We start from the raw sequence: 17,513 nt of genomic DNA, 5'->3' as shown, positions 1-17,513 counted from the left end.
TGTGCGGAATTTCTCGATTGCGTATCAGGGTGTCGCGGGCCGGAAACGAACCCGTGGCGGGACTGTCCCCGGACGCTGTGAGGCGGCAAAGTTTCCAGGGCCGGCGGGAAACCGCCGGTGAACGGGGGAACGGGGGATCACGGGGGAACGGGGCCCGCCGGCGGCAGACGCCGGCGGGCCCCTTTTCTGTGCGTACGGGCAGGGGGTGCGACACCGGCCCGCAAGCACGTCCGTACGGCCGTCGGAGCGCGCTCCCGGCCGGCGCCCTCAGCCCGCGGGGCGCAGCCAGACGGTGGCGAGCGGCGGCAGGACCGGCGCGATGGAGACGGCCCGGCCGTGGTACGGCACCGGCTCGGCCTTCAGCGGCCCCGGGTTGATCACGCCGCTGCCGCCGAACCGCTCCTCGTCGGTGTTGAGCACCTCGCGCCAGGCCGGGACGTTCTCCGGCATGCCGAGGCGGTACTCGTGCCGGACCACCGGCGAGAAGTTGCAGACCGCGACCAGCGGATCGCCCGCGGCGTCGTACCGCACGAACGAGAAGACGTTGTCCTCCCACGCGCCTCCGTCGATCCAGGAGAAGCCGCCCGGGTCGGTGTCCCGCTCCCACAGCGCGGGCGTCGCGCTGTAGAGCCGGTTCAGCTCGCGGACCAGGTCGCGGACGCCGCGGTGGTCCGGCTCGGCGGAGTACGCCGGGTCCAGCAGCCACCAGTCCGGGCCGTGCCCCTCGGACCACTCCGCGCCCTGCGCGAACTCCTGTCCCATGTAGAGCAGTTGCTTGCCCGGGTGGGACCACATGAAGCCCAGGTACGCGCGGTGGTTGGCGCGCTGCTGCCACCAGTCGCCGGGCATCTTCGAGACGAGGGAACGCTTGCCGTGCACGACCTCGTCGTGCGAGATGGGCAGGACGTAGTTCTCGGAGTACGCGTACACCATCGAGAAGGTCATCTCGTTGTGGTGGTACTTGCGGTGCACCGGCTCCTTGGCCATGTACTCCAGCGAGTCGTGCATCCAGCCCATGTTCCACTTCAGCCCGAAGCCGAGACCGCCGAAGCCGCCGGGGCCGACGTGGTGGGTGGCGCGGGTGACGCCGTCCCAGGCCGTGGACTCCTCGGCGATGGTGACCACGCCGGGGCAGCGCCGGTAGACGGTGGCGTTCATTTCCTGCAGGAAGTCGACCGCGTCGAGGTTCTCCCGGCCGCCGTGCTCGTTGGGCGTCCACTCGCCGTGTTCACGGGAGTAGTCCAGGTAGAGCATCGAGGCCACCGCGTCCACGCGCAGGCCGTCGATGTGGAATTCGGAGCACCAGTAGACGGCGTTGGCGACCAGGAAGTTACGGACCTCCGTGCGGCCGTAGTCGAATTCGAGGGTGCCCCAGTCGGGGTGCGCGGCCCGGGCCGGGTCCTCGTGCTCGTACAGCGGCCGTCCGTCGAACTCCGCGAGCGCCCAGTCGTCGCGCGGGAAGTGCGCGGGTACCCAGTCCATGATCACGCCGATGTCCGCGCGGTGCAGGGCGTCGATCAGGTACTTGAAGTCGTCGGGGGAGCCGAGCCGGGCGGTCGGCGCGTAGAAGCCGGTGACCTGGTAGCCCCACGAGCCGCCGAAGGGGTGCTCGGCGACCGGCATCAGCTCCACGTGCGTGAAGCCCAGGTCCTTGACGTACGCGGGGAGCTGCTCGGCCAGTTCGCGGTAGGACAGGCCGGGGCGCCAGGACGGCAGGTGGACCTCGTAGACGGAGAGCGGCGAGGTGTGCACCGGGCGTTCGGCGCGGCGCGCCATCCACTCCGCGTCGCCCCACTCGTGGCGCGTGACGTCGATGACCGAGGCATTGGCGGGCGGGCACTCGGTCCGCCGGGCCATCGGGTCGATGCGCAGCGTGTGGCTGCCGTCCGGGCGCGCGATGTCGAACTTGTACAGCTCGCCCTCGCCCAGCCCGGGAATGAACAGCTCCCACACGCCGGTGGAGCCGAGGGAGCGCATCGGGTAGACCGTGCCGTCCCAGTAGTTCATGTTCCCGGCGACGCGGACGCCCTGCGCGTTCGGCGCCCACACCGTGAAGCGGGTGCCGGTCACGCCCTCGTGCTCCATGATGCGCGCGCCGAGGGCCTGCCACAGCTCCTCGTGCCGGCCCTCGCCGATGAGGTGCAGGTCCAGCTCCCCGATCGCGGGCAGGAAGCGGTACGGGTCGTGGACGGTGATCTCGTGGGCGTCCGGGCCCTCGCCGTAGGTGATCACCAGTTGGTAGTCGGGGATCTCCGACAGCGGCAGCACCCCGGCGAACAGGCCGTCGCCCTCGTCGTGCAGCTCGGCCCGCAGCCCCTTGGCGAGCACGGCCACCGAGAGGGCGTACGGGCGCAGCGCGCGGAAGAGCACCCCGCCGCGTACGGGATGCGCGCCGAGCAGTGCGTGCGGGTCGTGGTGCGTACCGGAGAGCAGCCGGCCGCGGTCGGTGTCACCGAGCGGGGGCGCGGCGCGGACGCCGCCCTTGGGCTCGGGGACGACGGCTTTGGACACGGCGGCCCTGGGCGTGGCGGTCCCTGCGGCCTTGGGTACGGCGGCCTTGGGTGCGGCGGTCTTCTGGGCGGCGGGCCGCGCGGCCGTGGTCTTCTTGGCGGCCGTCGTCTTGGCCGGCTTCGTGGCCGACGCCCTGGCCGTCGTCTTCTTCGCCGCGGTCTTCTTCGCGGTGGTCTTCTTCGTGCCGGCCTTCTTCGCGGCGGGCTTCTTGGCGGCCGCGGCGGCCGCTTCCCCCGCTTCCGGGGCATCGGTCACCGATGCCCCGGCCGGCTTGGCGCGCGAGGTCTTCCGCGCCGGCTCCACGGCGCGTGCGGCGGCCGCCTCCGCCTCGGGATCGGGCCCGGTGCGCTGGGCCGGCGGGGCGTCCTGCTCGTCCTCCGACCGGGCGGCCGGCAGGAAGGTGGGCGGGACGTCGGCGTCGGGCGTCGCTGCTGCGGGGTCGGAGGAGGGGCGGGACGGCGGACGGGGGGTCACGGGAGGAGCCTCCTGGCGGGGCGTTTCGGGGGTCGGGGGATCGAAGGGCGGATCACGGTCAGGTGCGGTCCTCGGGCGGCGCGTAGGTCGTGAACGACGAATCGCCCTCCTCGGGGTCCGCTTCGGCGTAGGGGTCGGGCCCCGCGCCCACATGCGGGTCGGTCGTCAGCTCCGGGTCGGTGCCCAGGCGCGGGTCCGGGCCGGCGAGACGGCGGACGGCGGCCATCGGGATGGGCAGCCAGTCCGGCCGGTGCCGTGCCTCGTACAGCACCTCGTACACGGCCTTGTCGGTCTCGTACGCGCGCATCAGCTCCGGAACGGAGTCCGGGTCCAGGCCGCCGGCCTCGGCGTAGCCGCGGCAGAACGCGGTCCGTGCGCGCCGCGCCCACTCCAGCGACCAGGCGTCGCCGCCGCCGGGGCCGCTGCGCGCCGCGTAGTCGAAGGACCGGAGCATAGCGGCCACGTCACGCACCGCGGGCTGGACATCGCGCCTTTCCGCCAACGGCCGGGCCGGCTCGCCCTCGAAGTCGATGACCGACCAGCGGCCCTCGCCCGCGGAGCGCAGCGTCTGGCCGAGGTGCAGGTCGCCGTGGATGCGCTGCGCGGCGAAGGTGCGGCCGTCCCGGCCCAGGGTGGTCAGCGCGTGGAAGGCGGTGCGCAGCCGGGTGCGGTACGGGCGCAGCGCCGGTACCGCGCGGGCGGCGGCGTCCAGCCGCTCGGCCATGCCGGCGGCGATCAGCTCCAGGTGGGTGCGGCGCAGCTCGGTGGTGGGCAGCGCCTCGGCGAGCGCGGTGTGCACCTCGGCGGTGGCGTGGCCGAGCGCCCGCGCCGAGCCGGTGAAGTCGGCACGTACCGAGAGGGCGTTGAGGGCGAGCTGCCAGCCGTCTGCCGCGCCGTCCAGGAACGGCGTGAGCACGCCGAGAGTGATCGGTTCTGCGGCGTGGTGGCGCGGCCCTTCGGCCGCCGTCACCGGCCCCGCCGCGTCCGACTCGAACCACGCGACGGGCGGGGGCACCCGGGAGCACTTCGCGCGGGCCAGTGCCAGCGGCAGTTCCAGGTCCGGGTTGAGGCCGGGGGAGGCCCGCCGGAAGACCTTGAGGATGTAGGCGTCGCCGAAGACCACGGAGGTGTTGGACTGTTCGGTGGTCAGCGGCCGGGCGGTGAGGCCGGAGGCGAGGGAGGTCTCCGGCTCGACGGTGAAGCGGAGCGCGCCGAGCTGCCCGGGCACCCGCAGCCGTTCCAGCAGCAGCGTGCACAGTCGCGGGTCCAGCAGCGCGTCGTAGACCGTGCGCCCGGCCAGCGGTCCGCCGTCCGGGCGGCCGATCAGCGCGTGGGCGAGCCGCGGCGGCAGCGTGCCGTGCACGCCGAGCAGGAGCTGATAGCAGTCGTCGTCCTCGGGCGCCCGGACCTGGCTGCCGGGCTGCCGGGCGCGGACGAGCAGGTGCAGCAGTCCGGGCGCGGCGGCGCCGTCGACGGTCCCGTCGACGGGCAGCAGCTCGGCGGCGGCGACGAGATCGAAGCCGGTGACCGGCCGGCCCTTGCCCGCGAACCACCGCTGCCGTGGCACCCATTCGCGCAGCAAGGGGTCGAGCGAGGGCAGCAGTCCGGGTGCGGTGGTGACGGACGGCCGGTGGTGCCGGCCTTGCAGAGCACGGGTCGAGGCGGTTTCCGACATGACGTCGCGTCCTTTCCCCGGGCACACGACAGCTACGGCAAAGTGTCCCGGAATACGGCCTTTACTGTGGGGCGGTGCGGGACGTGTCGGGCGAGGATCGTCCGTACGGCAGCGGAGCTGCGGCAGGTGTCCCCACGCCCGGAGGCGCGGCGCGTGGATCGTCCGGCCCGTGCGGCAGTAGGGAGACTGCCCGGACGAAAGGTCGAAAAACACCCGAACACGCCTTGCGTGCATGTACGGGCGGGTAGCTTCGCGCCTCCGGCACGGACGGCCTGCCGGCCGGCGCGACGGGCCCGTACGCGGCGGTGCGCGGGCGCGCCGTGAGGTGCGCCCGCGCGGCACCGGCCCGAAAGCCCGGCCGGTGCCCGGAACGACGTGCCGGCTAAGCCACCGCGTCCTTCCGCAGCCGGAACCAGTAGAAGCCGTGGCCCGCCAGGGTCAGCAGGTACGGAAGCTGGCCGATGGCCGGGAAGCGCACGCCGCCGATCAGCTCGACCGGATGCCGGCCGTCGAACGTCTGCAGGTCCAGCTCGGTGGGCTGGGCGAAGCGCGAGAAGTTGTGCACGCACAGGACGAGGTCGTCCTGGTACTCGCGCAGGAACGCCAGCACCGCCGGGTTGGACGAGGGCAGTTCGGTGTACGTGCCCAGGCCGAAGGCGGGGTTCTGCTTGCGGATCTCGATCATGCGTCGGGTCCAGTGCAGCAGGGACGACGGCGAGGACTGCGCGGCCTCGACGTTGGTCACCTGGTAGCCGTAGACCGGGTCCATGATCGTGGGGAGGAAGAGCCGCCCCGGATCGCAGGACGAGAAGCCGGCGTTGCGGTCCGGCGTCCACTGCATGGGCGTGCGCACCGCGTCCCGGTCGCCCAGCCAGATGTTGTCGCCCATGCCGATCTCGTCGCCGTAGTACAGGATCGGCGTGCCGGGCAGGGAGAGCAGCAGGGCGGTGAACAGCTCGATCTGGTTGCGGTCGTTGTCCAGCAGCGGCGCCAGCCGGCGGCGGATGCCGATGTTGGCGCGCATCCGCGGGTCCTTGGCGTACTCCGCGTACATGTAGTCGCGCTCTTCGTCCGTGACCATCTCGAGCGTGAGCTCGTCGTGGTTGCGCAGGAAGATGCCCCACTGGCAGCCGGACGGGATCGCCGGGGTCTTGGCGAGGATTTCCGAGACCGGGTAGCGGGACTCGCGGCGTACCGCCATGAAGATGCGCGGCATCACCGGGAAGTGGAACGCCATGTGGCATTCGTCGCCGCCGGTCTCCGGGTCGCCGAAGTAGTCGACCACGTCCTCCGGCCACTGGTTGGCCTCGGCCAGCAGCACCGTGTCCGGGTAGTTCGCGTCGATCACGGAACGCACGCGCTTCAGGAAGGCGTGCGAGGCGGGGAGGTTCTCGCAGTTGGTGCCCTCCTCGGCGTAGAGGTAGGGCACGGCGTCCAGCCGGAAGCCGTCGATTCCCAGGTCCAGCCAGAAGCGCAGCGCGGAGATCATCTCCTCCTGGACCGCCGGGTTCTCGTAGTTGAGGTCCGGCTGGTGGGAGAAGAAGCGGTGCCAGAAGTACTGCTTGCGCACCGGGTCGAAGGTCCAGTTGGACGCCTCGGTGTCGACGAAGATGATCCGGGCGTCCTGGTACTGCTTGTCGTCGTCCGCCCAGACGTAGTAGTCGCCGTACGGCCCGTCGGGGTCGGTGCGGGACTCCTGGAACCACGGGTGCTGGTCGCTGGTGTGGTTCATCACCATGTCGATGATCACCCGCATGCCGCGCTGGTGCGCGGCGTCCACGAACTCCACGAAGTCGGCGAGGTCACCGAACTCCGGCAGTACCGAGGTGTAGTCGCTGACGTCGTAACCGCCGTCCCGCAAAGGGGACTTGAAGAACGGCGGCAGCCAGAGGCAGTCGACGCCCAGCCACTGCAGATGATCCAGCTTGGCCGTCAGGCCCTTCAGGTCGCCGATGCCGTCCCCGTTGCTGTCCTGGAACGACCGCACCAGGACTTCGTAGAAGACGGCCCGTTTGAACCAGTCGGGATCGCGGTCCTTGGCCGGAGTGTCCTCGAACGTGTCGGGGACGGGCTCGTTGACGATCAATTGGGTGACCCTCCGATCGGTGAGGACGGTCGCAGGGACAGCACGTGCGCGGGCGCAATGCCACTGCCCGGCTCCAGGCGCACATAGTTGTCCCTGCCCCAGTGGTAGGTCTCGCCGGTGAGCTCGTCGCGCACCGGTACGGACTCGTGCCGGTCGAGGCCGAGCTCCGGCATGTCCAACGACACCGTCGCCTCGTGGGTGTGGTGCGGGTCGAGGTTCACGACCGTGAGGACCACGTCGGCTCCCTCGCGCTTGGAGTACGCGAGGACCGCGTCGTTGTCGACATGATGGAAGTGCAGGGCACGCAACTGCTGGAGTGCCGGATGACGACGGCGCAGCCGGTTGAGTGCCGTGATGAGAGGAGCGATGCTACGGCCCTCGCGGCCCGCTGTCTGCCAATCCCGGGGACGCAGCTGATACTTCTCCGAATCCAGGTACTCCTCGCTTCCGTCTCGTACCGGAGTCCCCTCGCAGAGCTCGTATCCGGCGTACACGCCCCACGTCGGGGACAGCGTCGCGGCGAGCACCGCGCGTACCTCGAAGGCCGCCCGGCCGCCGTGCTGGAGGTAGGCGTGCAGGATGTCCGGGGTGTTCACAAACAAATTCGGCCGCATGCAGTCGGCCGATTCCCGGGACAGTTCGGTGAGGTACTCGGTCAGTTCCTGCTTGGAGTTGCGCCAGGTGAAGTACGTGTAGGACTGCTGGAAACCGACCTGCGCGAGGGTGCGCATCATGGCAGGGCGGGTGAACGCCTCGGCCAGGAAAATGACGTCCGGATCGGTGCGGTTGATGTCCGCGATCACCTTCTCCCAGAACACCACCGGCTTGGTGTGCGGATTGTCGACCCGGAAGATCCGCACCCCCTTCTCCATCCAGAAGCGCAGCAGCCGCTCCGTCTCCTTCACCAGGCCGCGGAAGTCCGCGTCGAAGGCGATGGGGTGGATGTCCTGGTACTTCTTCGGCGGGTTCTCGGCGTACGCGATGGTGCCGTCGGCGCGATGGTGGAACCACTCCGGATGCTTGTCCAGCCACGGATGGTCCGGCGAACACTGCAGCGCGAAGTCCAGCGCCACCTCCATGCGCAGGTCCCGCGCGGTGCGCACGAAGTGCGCGAAGTCCTCGAAGGTGCCCAGGTCCGGGTGGATGGCGTCGTGCCCGCCCTCGGCCGAGCCGATCGCCCACGGCGAGCCGACGTCGTGCGGGCCAGCGGAGAGCGCGTTGTTCGGTCCCTTGCGGTGGGTCGTGCCGATCGGATGGATCGGCGGCAGGTAGACCACGTCGAAGCCCATCGCGGCGACCTCCGGCAGCCGCTCGGCGGCGGTCCGGAAATTACCGCTGACCAGGGTCCCGTCGGGCGCCTCGTACGCGCCCTCCGAACGCGGGAACATCTCGTACCAGGAGCCGTACAGCGCCCGGCGCCGCTCCACCAGCAGCGGCATCGGCCGGGAGGCGCTGACCAGTTCGCGCAGCGGGTGCCGGCCGAGGGTGTCCATCACCTCGGGGGTGAGCGCGGCGGCCAGCCGGGTGGCGGCCGGCAGGCTCTCGTCGCGCAGCGTGTCGGCCACCCGCAGAATCGATTCACGCCCCGCGTTCTTCGGTACCCCCGCCGCCGCCCGTTCGTGCAGCGCCGCACCCTCGGCGAGCACCAGGCCGGTGTCCTGACCGGCCGGGATCTTGACCTGTGCCGTGCGCCGCCAGGTCGTCACCGGGTCCGACCACGCCTCCACGGTGTACGTCCAGCGGCCCTCCGCGTCCGGGGTGACCAGTGCCCCCCAGCGGTCCGTGCCCGGCGCCAGCTCCCGCATCGGCGTCCACGGACCGCTCCGGCCGCCCGGGTCGCGCAGCACGACATTGGCGGCGACCGCGTCATGGCCTTCCCGGAAGACCGTGGCGGACACTTCGAAGGTTTCGCCGGTCACCGCCTTGGCCGGGCGGCGCCCGCAGTCGATCTGGGGACGGACGTCCAGGACGGGAATGCGACCGATCATGGGATCACCTGAGACTTGGGACACTTTGCGGGGTGTTGTCCTTTGTATCTCCGCGGCGGGCTTACGGGTTGCGGGCATGAACGGTCCTGTCGCCTTTCACTCGGTTGGAGGTGCGCAGGGCGGGACACGCGGGGGAGGCACGCAACGTACGTATCCGCCAGAGCCTTCCCACGCTCCGCGGCCGGGCAATCCGCCCGCGGGTGAACTACTCGTACGTAACACCGCACCGCGATCGAGCCGGGCGAACCGGCCGCCGCGTGACACGCGACAGCAGCGGACCGGCCCCGCCGACGGGCGGAGCCGGCCCTCACGGCCCTGACCGGGGCGGTCTACCTGACCCGGAGCAGCCGGTCGGGCGAGCCCAGCCCGCCGCTCTTGACCTGCTTCGCCGAAGCGCCGTCGGCCAGCGCCTTCCCCACCTCCGCAGGCGTCGCCTCCGGGTGCCGCGCCAGGTACAGCGCGGCCGCGCCCGCGGCGTGCGGCGTGGCCATGGAGGTACCGGAGAGCACCTTCTCGGCCGCGTCGCCCGAGTTCCAGGCCGAGGCGATCCCCACCCCCGGCGCGAAGAGGTCCACTCCCGGACCCCAGTTGGAGAACTCGGCGCGAGTGTCGTCCCTGTCCGTGGCGCCGACCGTGATCGCCTCCGCGACCCGGCCGGGCGAGTAGAGGTGGGCCGGCAGATTATTGTTCCCGGCTGCGACGGTGAACGTCACCCCGGCCTCGATCGCGCTCTTCACCGCCTGGTCCAGCTGCGGTGACAACATGCTGCCCAGGCTCAGATTGGCCACCGAGGGCCCCTTGGCGTGCTGCGTCACCCAGTCGATGCCCGCGATGACATCGTCGGTGGTGCCGGAGCCATTGGAGTCCAGCACCCGCACCGGGACGATGTCGGCCTTCTTGGCGACGCCGTACTTCTCACCCGCAATGGTGGCGGCCACATGGGTGCCGTGGCCGTTCGCGTCGAGCGCGGCCTCGTCGTTGTCGACGAAGTCGTGCCCGCTTCTGACCCGTCCCCCGAAGTCCTTGTGCGTCGTGCGCACGCCGGTGTCCAGCACGTACACGCTGACGCCCGCGCCGCCGCCGGGCGGCATGACGTAGGACTTGTTCAGCGGCAGGGTCTTCTGGTCGATCCGGTCCAGACCCCAGGACGGCGGGTGCTTCTGCAGGGCCCCGGGCGCCTTCACGGTGTCCGTCAGCCGTACTGTGCGGTTCTGGCTCACCGCCGCCACCGCGGGGTCGGCCGCGAGACGCCGGGCCTGGGTCGCGTTCGCCCGTATCGCGTAGCCGTTGATGGCCTTGCGGTACGTCCGGCGTATCGCCGCGCCGTACTTCGCCGCCAGCCGCTTCCCCGCCGCCGACCGCGCGTCGACCCCCCGCGCGCCCTTCTTGAAGGTGACGATGTAACTGCTGTTCACCGCGCCGGACGCCCCCGCCCCCAGTACCCGGCCTTCGGGCGGCGCGGCGTGGGCCGGCAGCGTGGCGGCGCAGAGCAGGGCCGCCGACGCGGCGGCCGTACTCCCCGCGGCCAGCCGTCGGCGGGCTGTTCGTGTCCAGGCCATGTACGGAGTTCCCCTCTTCAACTCGGCAGGCAGGCAAGGGTGTTGCGTTCCGTGGCGCCGGCTGCCGCGCCGCGCTCCACCGACGCCATCCTGCAGCCTTCCGTGGGCCCGCAGTCCGTACAAGAGAGGACGACGGGGCGGAATCGGCCATATCGGGTGGGTGATGCATGGCGAAGGTTGCGGCGATTTCTGGCCGGATCACGCGCCCGGCCCGGTCGCGGCCGCCCGGCGGGGCACACGGAGCGGGCCCACGGGCCCGCTCCGGTGCTGGCATCTCCGCCAAGAGGCGTACGGGAGGGTCGGCAAGGGGCGTACGGGAGTGTGGCCGACGCGTGGGGCGGGCCTTTCGAGCGGTTGTCCGCAGCGCCGGGCGCGCGCTGTGGTTGCTGCGGCCCGCCCGCCGCTACGGTCGGAGCGTGAAGGCCATTCGTCGATTCACCGTGCGCCCTGTCCTTCCCCCGTCCCTACGACCGCTCAGTGAACTGGCGCGGAACCTGCGCTGGTCCTGGCACACCGAAACCCGCGAGCTCTTCCACGCCCTGGACCCCGAGGGCCGGCAGCGGCCCGGCACCGACCCGGTCCAGCTCCTCGGCACCGTCACCGCCGAACGCCTGGCCGAGCTGGCCGCCGACCGCCGCTTCCTGCGCCGGCTCACCGCCTGCGCCGACGACCTGCAGGACTACCTCGCCGGCCGCCGCTGGTACCAGTCCGTCGACGGTGCCCTGCCCGAGGCCGTCGCCTACTTCTCACCGGAATTCGGCATCACCGCCGCCCTCCCGCAGTACTCCGGCGGCCTCGGCATCCTCGCCGGCGACCACCTCAAGGCCGCGTCCGACCTCGGCGTCCCGCTGATCGGCGTCGGCCTGCTCTACCGCCACGGCTACTTCCGCCAGACCCTCTCCCGCGAGGGCTGGCAGCAGGAGCACTACCCGGTCCTCGACCCCAACGAGCTGCCCCTGGAACTCCTCCGCGAGGACGACGGCAGCCCCGCCCAGGTCTCCCTCGCGCTCCCCGGCGGCCGCCGGCTGCGCTCGTACATCTGGCAGGCCCGCGTCGGCCGCGTGCCGCTCCTCCTCCTCGACTCCGACGTCGAGGAGAACGGCCCCGGCGAACGCCAGGTCACCGACCGCCTCTACGGCGGCGGCAGCGAACACCGCCTCCTGCAGGAAATGCTGCTGGGCATCGGCGGCGTACGCGCCGTCCGTACGTACTGCCGGCTCACCGGCCACCCCGCCCCCGAGGTCTTCCACACCAACGAGGGGCACGCCGGCTTCCTCGGCCTGGAACGCATCCGCGAACTGTCCGAAGAGGACGCCGGCGGGCTGGATTTCGACAGCGCCCTGGAAGCCGTACGGGCCGGTACCGTCTTCACCACCCACACCCCCGTGCCCGCCGGCATCGACCGCTTCGACCGCGAACTGGTCGCCCGGCACTTCGGCCCCGACGGCGAACTCCCCGGCATCGACGCGGCCCGCGTCCTCGGCCTCGGCATGGAGAGCTACCCAGGCGGCGAGCCCAACGTCTTCAACATGGCCGTGATGGGCCTGCGCCTGGCCCAGCGCGCCAACGGCGTCTCCACGCTGCACGGCGGCGTCAGCCGCGAAATGTTCGCCGGACTCTGGCCGGGCTTCGACCCCGACGAGGTGCCGATCACCTCCGTCACCAACGGCGTGCACGCGCCCACCTGGGTCGCCCCCGAGGTCTTCCGCCTCGGCGCCCGCCAGATCGGCGCCCAGCGCACCGAGGACGCCCTCACCGTGGGCGGCTCCGAACGCTGGGACCGGGTCTCCGACATCGCCGACCCCGCCATCTGGGACCTCCGCCGCACCCTGCGCGAACAGCTCGTCACCGAAGTACGGATGCGGCTGCGCGCCTCCTGGCGGCAGCGCGGCGCCGCCACTGCCGAACTGGCCTGGATCGACGGCGTCCTCGACCCCGACGTCCTCACCATCGGTTTCGCCCGCCGGGTGCCGTCCTACAAGCGCCTCACCCTCATGCTCCGCGACCGCGACCGCCTCATGGAGCTGCTGCTCCACCCCGAGCGGCCGATCCAGATCGTGGTGGCCGGCAAGGCGCACCCCGCCGACGACAGCGGCAAGCGCCTCGTCCAGGAGCTGGTCCGCTTCGCCGACGACCCGCGCGTCCGCCACCGCATCGTCTTCCTGCCCGACTACGGCATGGCGATGGCGCAGAAGCTCTACCCCGGCTGCGACATCTGGCTGAACAACCCACTGCGCCCGCTGGAGGCGTGCGGCACCTCCGGCATGAAGGCCGCGCTCAACGGAGCCCTGAACCTCTCCGTCCTCGACGGCTGGTGGGACGAGTGGTACGAGCCGGACTTCGGCTGGTCCATCCCCACCGCCGACGGCACCGCCACCGACGAGGAACGCCGCGACGACCTGGAGGCGGCGGCCCTCTACGAGCTGCTCGAACAGCGCGTCGCGCCGCGCTTCTACGAGCGCGACGAGGCGGGCGTACCGCACCGCTGGGTCGAGATGGTCCGCCGCACGCTGGTCACGCTCGGCCCGAAAGTGCTCGCCGGCCGGATGGTCCGGGAGTACGTCGAGCGGCTCTACGCCCCCGCGGCGCACGCGCACCGCGCCCTCACCCCGGAGTCCGCGCGCGGTCTCGCGGAGTGGAAGACCAGGGTGCGGGAGGCGTGGCCGCGGGTCGCGGTGGACCACGTCGAGACCGGCAGCCCCACCACGCCCGCCAACGGCCAGGCCGAACTGGGCGGCACCCTGGCGCTCCGCGTCCGGGTCACGCTGGACGAGCTGGCCCCCGAGGACGTCGAGGTACAGCTCGTCTCCGGCCGGGTCGACGAGTCCGACCGGATCGCCGACCCGCTCACCGTCCCGCTCAAGCCGGCGGGCGGCCCCGACCTGGAAGGCCGCTGGCTGTACGAGGGCCCCCTCGTCCTGGACCGCACCGGCCCCTTCGGCTACACGGTCCGCATCCTCCCCGCCCACCCCCTGCTCTCCACACACGCGGAGATGGGCCTGATCGCCGTCCCGTCGGAAGCCACCGGCGAGGCGGCCGGCGTCCTGCTGCGCTGACCGCAACCGCGAAAGGGCGGTGTCCGGAGGGATAACGGGAGCCCCCGGACACCGCCCGGCTCGTGCGTACGGTGTGCCGCTACCGGATGGGTGCGTACGACCCGCCCCCACCCGGCCTGTGCATATCGCCTGCCCCCCTGGGAGGGATTCCGGGCCGGAGGAGGCGGATCGCCCGGGATCACCCTGTGGACAACGCCCACGCGGCTCCCCGCCCCCCTAAGCTCCCCGGACTGTAAGGGGGGCCTGGTGGCGAAGCGTTGCTTCACGAGCAGCGCTTCACCGGCGTTACTTCACCGCCACGCCCGTCCACGCCGCCTCGACGCCCTTGACCTCGGCGCCGTCCGCGCCGTACAGGTCGGTGGCGGCCTTGACGGTCGCCTCGCGCGCGGCCTTGTAGTCGGTCGTGGAGGTCATGTACTCGGTCAGCGCCTTGTACCAGATCTTCTCGGCCTTGTCCCGGCCGATGCCCTCGACCTTGGAGCCGTCGGCGGTCGGGCTGTCGTACTTCACGCCGTCGATCTCCTTCGGGCCGCTGCCCTCGGACAGCAGGTAGAAGAAGTGGTTGGCGATGCCCGAGGAGTAGTGCACGTCGACGTCGCCGGCGCCCTCCTTCCAGAAGTCCAGCGAGTTGCCGTCCTTGCTGGGCTTGTCCATGTAGCGCAGCGGCGAGCCGTCACCGTTGATGTCGATCTTCTCGCCGATGAGGTAGTCGCCCGGGTCCTCGGCGTTCTTGGCGCTGAACTCCGCCGAGGTGCCGAAGATGTCGGAGGTGGCCTCGTTCAGGCCGCCGGACTCACCGCTGTACTCCAGGTTCGCGGTGGCCGAGGTGACGCCGTGCGACATCTCGTGCGCCGCGACGTCCAGGGCGGTCAGCGGGTGGGTGTTGCCCTCGCCGTCGCCGTACGTCATGCAGAAGCAGCTGTCGTCCCAGAACGCGTTCACGTAGTTCTGGCCGTAGTGCACGCGGGAGGTCGCACCCTTGCCGTCGCCGTTGATGCCGCTGCGGCCGTGCACGTTCTTGTAGTAGTCCCAGGTGACCTGCGCGCCGTACGCCGCGTCGACGGCCGCGGTCTGCGGGTCGTCGCCCTTGCCGGTGCCCCAGGTGTCGTCGTCGTCCGTGAGCAGCTTGCCCTCGCCGCTCTCCGAGCCGCCAAGGTCGAAGGTGGAGTGGCCGCCGCGGCTGTCGTCGGTCAGCTCGAAACCGCTGCCGCCCTTCTTGGTGGCCAGCTCGACCTTGCCGCCGTACATGCTGGTGCCGGCGCCGGTCTCGATGGCCTGGTGCTGGAAGAGCTTCTTGCCCGTGCTGGCGTCGGTGACGACGTGCAGCTCGCTGGGGGTGCCGTCCTTCTGGACGCCCTTGACGACCGTCTCGTACGCGAGCACCGGCTTGCCGGAGGCGGCCCAGATCACCTTGTTCGGCGACGCCGCGTCGGACTTCTTGATGCCCTCGGTCTTACCGGACACCGACTCGGCGGAGATCGCGGCCGACTTCGGGGCGATCTTCGGGGTGGTGGAGGCGACCTTGATGGTGGCCTTCGTGGCCTTGGTGGTCGACTTGATGGCGCCGCCCTTGGCCTGGTGGACGACGAGGTCGCCGCCGAGCACGGGCAGGCCGTCGTAGGTGCGCTCGTAGCGGGTGTGCGTGGTGCCGTCCGCGTCCTTGATGACGTCCTTGACGACCAGCTTCTCCTTGGACCCGAGGCCCAGCTCCTCGGCGGTCTTCGCCTTCGTGGCCTGCGCGTCGCGCAGCAGCTCGGCGCGGTGCGAGGCGGTCATCTTGACCGGTGAGGCCGCTGCCTCGTGGGCGGCGGGGGCCGCGCCCGCCGTGCCGGTGGCGATGCCGGCCGCGAGCAGCGCGGCGGCGGCCACGGAGGCACCGGCGATACGGGTGGTACGCGATATGTGGGGGGTCACGCGTGCTCCTTCAACTTTGCCTGTGGTGGGGGTGCAAAGCGATGCGGGTGGTACGTGCGGGGTTAGCGTGCCACCCGAACGGGTGTCTGTCACCGGGTAATTGGCGCCGCTTCGCAATTTGTTCGCAAAGAGCGAGCCCGCGTCCGCATAACGGAGGAGTGCCACCCCCGCCGCTCGGCGGGGGTGGCACCGGTGACTCAACGGGGCTGCGTCAGAAGGTCAGCTTCCAGCTGTTCACGTAGCCGGTGTCGCCGGAGTACACGTCCCGCACCCGCAGCTTCCAGGTGCCGGCCGCGTTCTCCGCCGAGGCGTTGACGGTGTACGTGGTGTTCACGTTCGCCGCCGAGTCCCAGGAGCTGGAGTTCTTCAGGCGGTACGCGGTGCCGTCCGGCGCGACCAGGTCGATGACCAGGTCACCGCGGTAGGTGTGCACGATGTCCACGCCGACCTTGAGGGTGCTGGGCGCCGTGCCGGTCCGGTTGACGCTGATCGACGAGGTGACCGCGGTACCCGCGTCCGGGATGGCCACGTCATTGGTGTTCTCGAAGACGTTGCCGCCCGGGTCGGGGTCGCCGCCGTCCCCGACGCGGCTGCCGACGTTCACCGCGGCCCAGGTGTTGGCGACCGTGTTGTAGGTCGGGGTGTCCTTGCCGAAGAGGTCGGCGGCGGCCTGCAGGGTGGCGGTGCGGGCGCCCGCGTAGTTGGTGTTGGAGCTCATGTACTGGGTGAGCGCCTTGTACCAGACCTTCTCGGCGCCTGCCCGGCCGATGCCCGGCACGGGCAGCCCGTCGGAGGTCGGGCTGTCGTAGTGCACGCCGTTCACGTCCTTCGGGCCGCTGCCCTCGGACAGCAGGTAGAAGAAGTGGTTGGCGATGCCGGAGGAGTAGTGCACGTCGACGTTGCCGACGCCGGAGTACCAGGAGTCCTTGGACGCGCCGTCCTTGCTGGGCTTGTCCATGTAGCGCAGCGGGGTGCCGTCACCGTTGATGTCGATCTTCTCGCCGATGAGGTAGTCGCCCGGGTCCTTGGCGTTGTTGGCGTTGAACTCCACGGCCGCCGCGAAGATGTCCGAGGTCGCCTCGTTCAGGCCGCCGGACTCGCCGCTGTAGGTGAGGTCGGCGGTCGCGGAGGTGACGCCGTGCGTCATCTCGTGCGCGGCCACGTCGATCGAGGTGAGCGGCGCCGAGTTGCCGGACCCGTCGCCGTAGGTCATGCAGAAGCAGCTGTCGTCCCAGAAGGCGTTGACGTAGTTGTTGCCGTAGTGCACGCGGCTGTACGCGCCGACGCCGTCACCGCGGATGCCGCTCCGCCCGTGCACGCTCTTGTAGTAGTCCCAGGTGAGCTGGGCGCCGTACGCGGCGTCCACGCCCGCGGTCTGCGCGTTCTGCGGAGTGCCGTCGCCCCAGACGTCGTCCGGGTCGGAGAAGAGCGTGCCGGTGCCGGACGAGCCGTGGTTGAGGTTGTAGGTCTTGTGGTTGCCCCGCGCGCTGTCGGTCATGGTGTACGAGGGCGCCGTGCCGATCGTCACCTGGCCGCTGTACTGGCTGTTGCCGGTGCCCTGCTCGATGCCCTGGTACTGGAAGAGCTTCTCACCGGTGGTGGCGTCGGTGATGACGTGCAGCTGGTTCGGCGTCGTGCCGTCGTCCTGCACCCCGCCGACCACGGTCTCGTAGGCCAGCACCGGCTTGCCGTCCGCCGCCCAGACCACCTTGCGCGGCTCCTTGGCGGCGGACTTCTCCGCGCCCTCCGCCTTCGACGCCTGCACGGCCTTCGCCTCGGCGGTCGCGGGCGTCACGGCCGCCTTCGTACTGCCTACGGCTATCCGGGCCCGGACGCCCTTGGTGACCCGCTCGACCTTGCCGGTCCTGGTCTCGTGCACGACGAGGTCGCCGCCGAGGACGGGCAGCCCTTCGTAGGTGCGCTCGTACCGGGTGTGCGTCGTGCCGTCCCGGTCCTGCTGGACGTCCCGGACGACGAGCTTCTCCTTGGCGCCGAGCTGGAGCTTCTTCGCCGTCTGCGCGGTGGTGGCGGCGGCGTCCTTCAGCAGCTCCGCACGCTGCGAGGGGGAGAGCTTGGCGGGCAGGGCGCCCGCCCGGGGCTGTGCGTGTGTGCTGCCGGGGTTGGGCGCGGCGTTGCCCGCGCCGGTCTGCACGCCGACGGCGAGGAGTGCCGTCACGGCGACGAGCGTGCCGGTGGCCATCACACGTCTGCGGCCCGTCGCGGCACGTCCATGGGGGGTGCGTCTCACGC

8 protein-coding genes are annotated in these 17,513 nt (G+C 71.2%); 1 reads left to right on the top strand and 7 read right to left on the bottom strand.

Going from position 1 to position 17,513, the window contains the following annotated elements; translation table 11 throughout:
- Positions 1 to 267: 267 nt before the first annotated feature.
- From glgB to IG84_RS0104850, 5 genes are all read right to left on the bottom strand, one after another.
- Complete coding sequence (glgB, locus tag IG84_RS0104870; protein ID WP_078648609.1) at positions 268 to 2,985, bottom strand: 1,4-alpha-glucan branching enzyme; 2,718 nt, start codon at positions 2,983 to 2,985, stop codon at positions 268 to 270.
- Positions 2,986 to 3,043: 58 nt separating this feature from the next.
- Positions 3,044 to 4,660: a maltokinase N-terminal cap-like domain-containing protein gene (locus tag IG84_RS0104865; RefSeq protein WP_157848812.1), complete on the bottom strand. Its 1,617-nt coding sequence runs from the start codon at positions 4,658 to 4,660 to the stop codon at positions 3,044 to 3,046.
- Between the two features lie 382 nt (positions 4,661 to 5,042).
- Positions 5,043 to 6,746 (bottom strand): maltose alpha-D-glucosyltransferase, encoded by a 1,704-nt coding sequence (gene treS, locus IG84_RS0104860; RefSeq protein WP_031051705.1) that lies wholly within the window; start codon positions 6,744 to 6,746, stop codon positions 5,043 to 5,045.
- Complete coding sequence (locus tag IG84_RS0104855) at positions 6,743 to 8,734, bottom strand: alpha-1,4-glucan--maltose-1-phosphate maltosyltransferase (RefSeq protein ID WP_031051703.1); 1,992 nt, start codon at positions 8,732 to 8,734, stop codon at positions 6,743 to 6,745. Before IG84_RS0104855 ends, treS begins: the two co-directional genes overlap by 4 nt.
- A gap of 329 nt (positions 8,735 to 9,063) precedes the next feature.
- Complete coding sequence (locus IG84_RS0104850) at positions 9,064 to 10,293, bottom strand: S8 family peptidase (protein ID WP_031051701.1); 1,230 nt, start codon at positions 10,291 to 10,293, stop codon at positions 9,064 to 9,066.
- A 416-nt stretch (positions 10,294 to 10,709) separates the two neighbouring features.
- On the opposite strand from IG84_RS0104850, the gene glgP reads away from it, so the two are divergent.
- Positions 10,710 to 13,349: an alpha-glucan family phosphorylase gene (gene glgP / locus IG84_RS0104845; RefSeq protein WP_031051698.1), complete on the top strand. Its 2,640-nt coding sequence runs from the start codon at positions 10,710 to 10,712 to the stop codon at positions 13,347 to 13,349.
- Positions 13,350 to 13,634: 285 nt separating this feature from the next.
- Here glgP and IG84_RS0104840 read toward each other — a convergent pair whose 3' ends face one another.
- Together IG84_RS0104840 and IG84_RS0104835 are read right to left on the bottom strand one after the other, a co-directional pair.
- Positions 13,635 to 15,263 (bottom strand): M4 family metallopeptidase, encoded by a 1,629-nt coding sequence (locus IG84_RS0104840; RefSeq protein WP_031051697.1) that lies wholly within the window; start codon positions 15,261 to 15,263, stop codon positions 13,635 to 13,637.
- A gap of 211 nt (positions 15,264 to 15,474) precedes the next feature.
- Positions 15,475 to 17,463 (bottom strand): M4 family metallopeptidase, encoded by a 1,989-nt coding sequence (locus tag IG84_RS0104835; RefSeq protein WP_031051696.1) that lies wholly within the window; start codon positions 17,461 to 17,463, stop codon positions 15,475 to 15,477.
- Between the last annotated feature and the right edge of the window lie 50 nt (positions 17,464 to 17,513).

The organism is Streptomyces ochraceiscleroticus, assembly GCF_000720485.1.
In the GTDB taxonomy this organism is placed as follows: domain Bacteria; phylum Actinomycetota; class Actinomycetes; order Streptomycetales; family Streptomycetaceae; genus Streptomyces; species Streptomyces ochraceiscleroticus.
The sequence above is the reverse complement of the archived record's forward strand: the minus strand, read 5'-3'. Positions and strand labels throughout refer to the sequence as shown.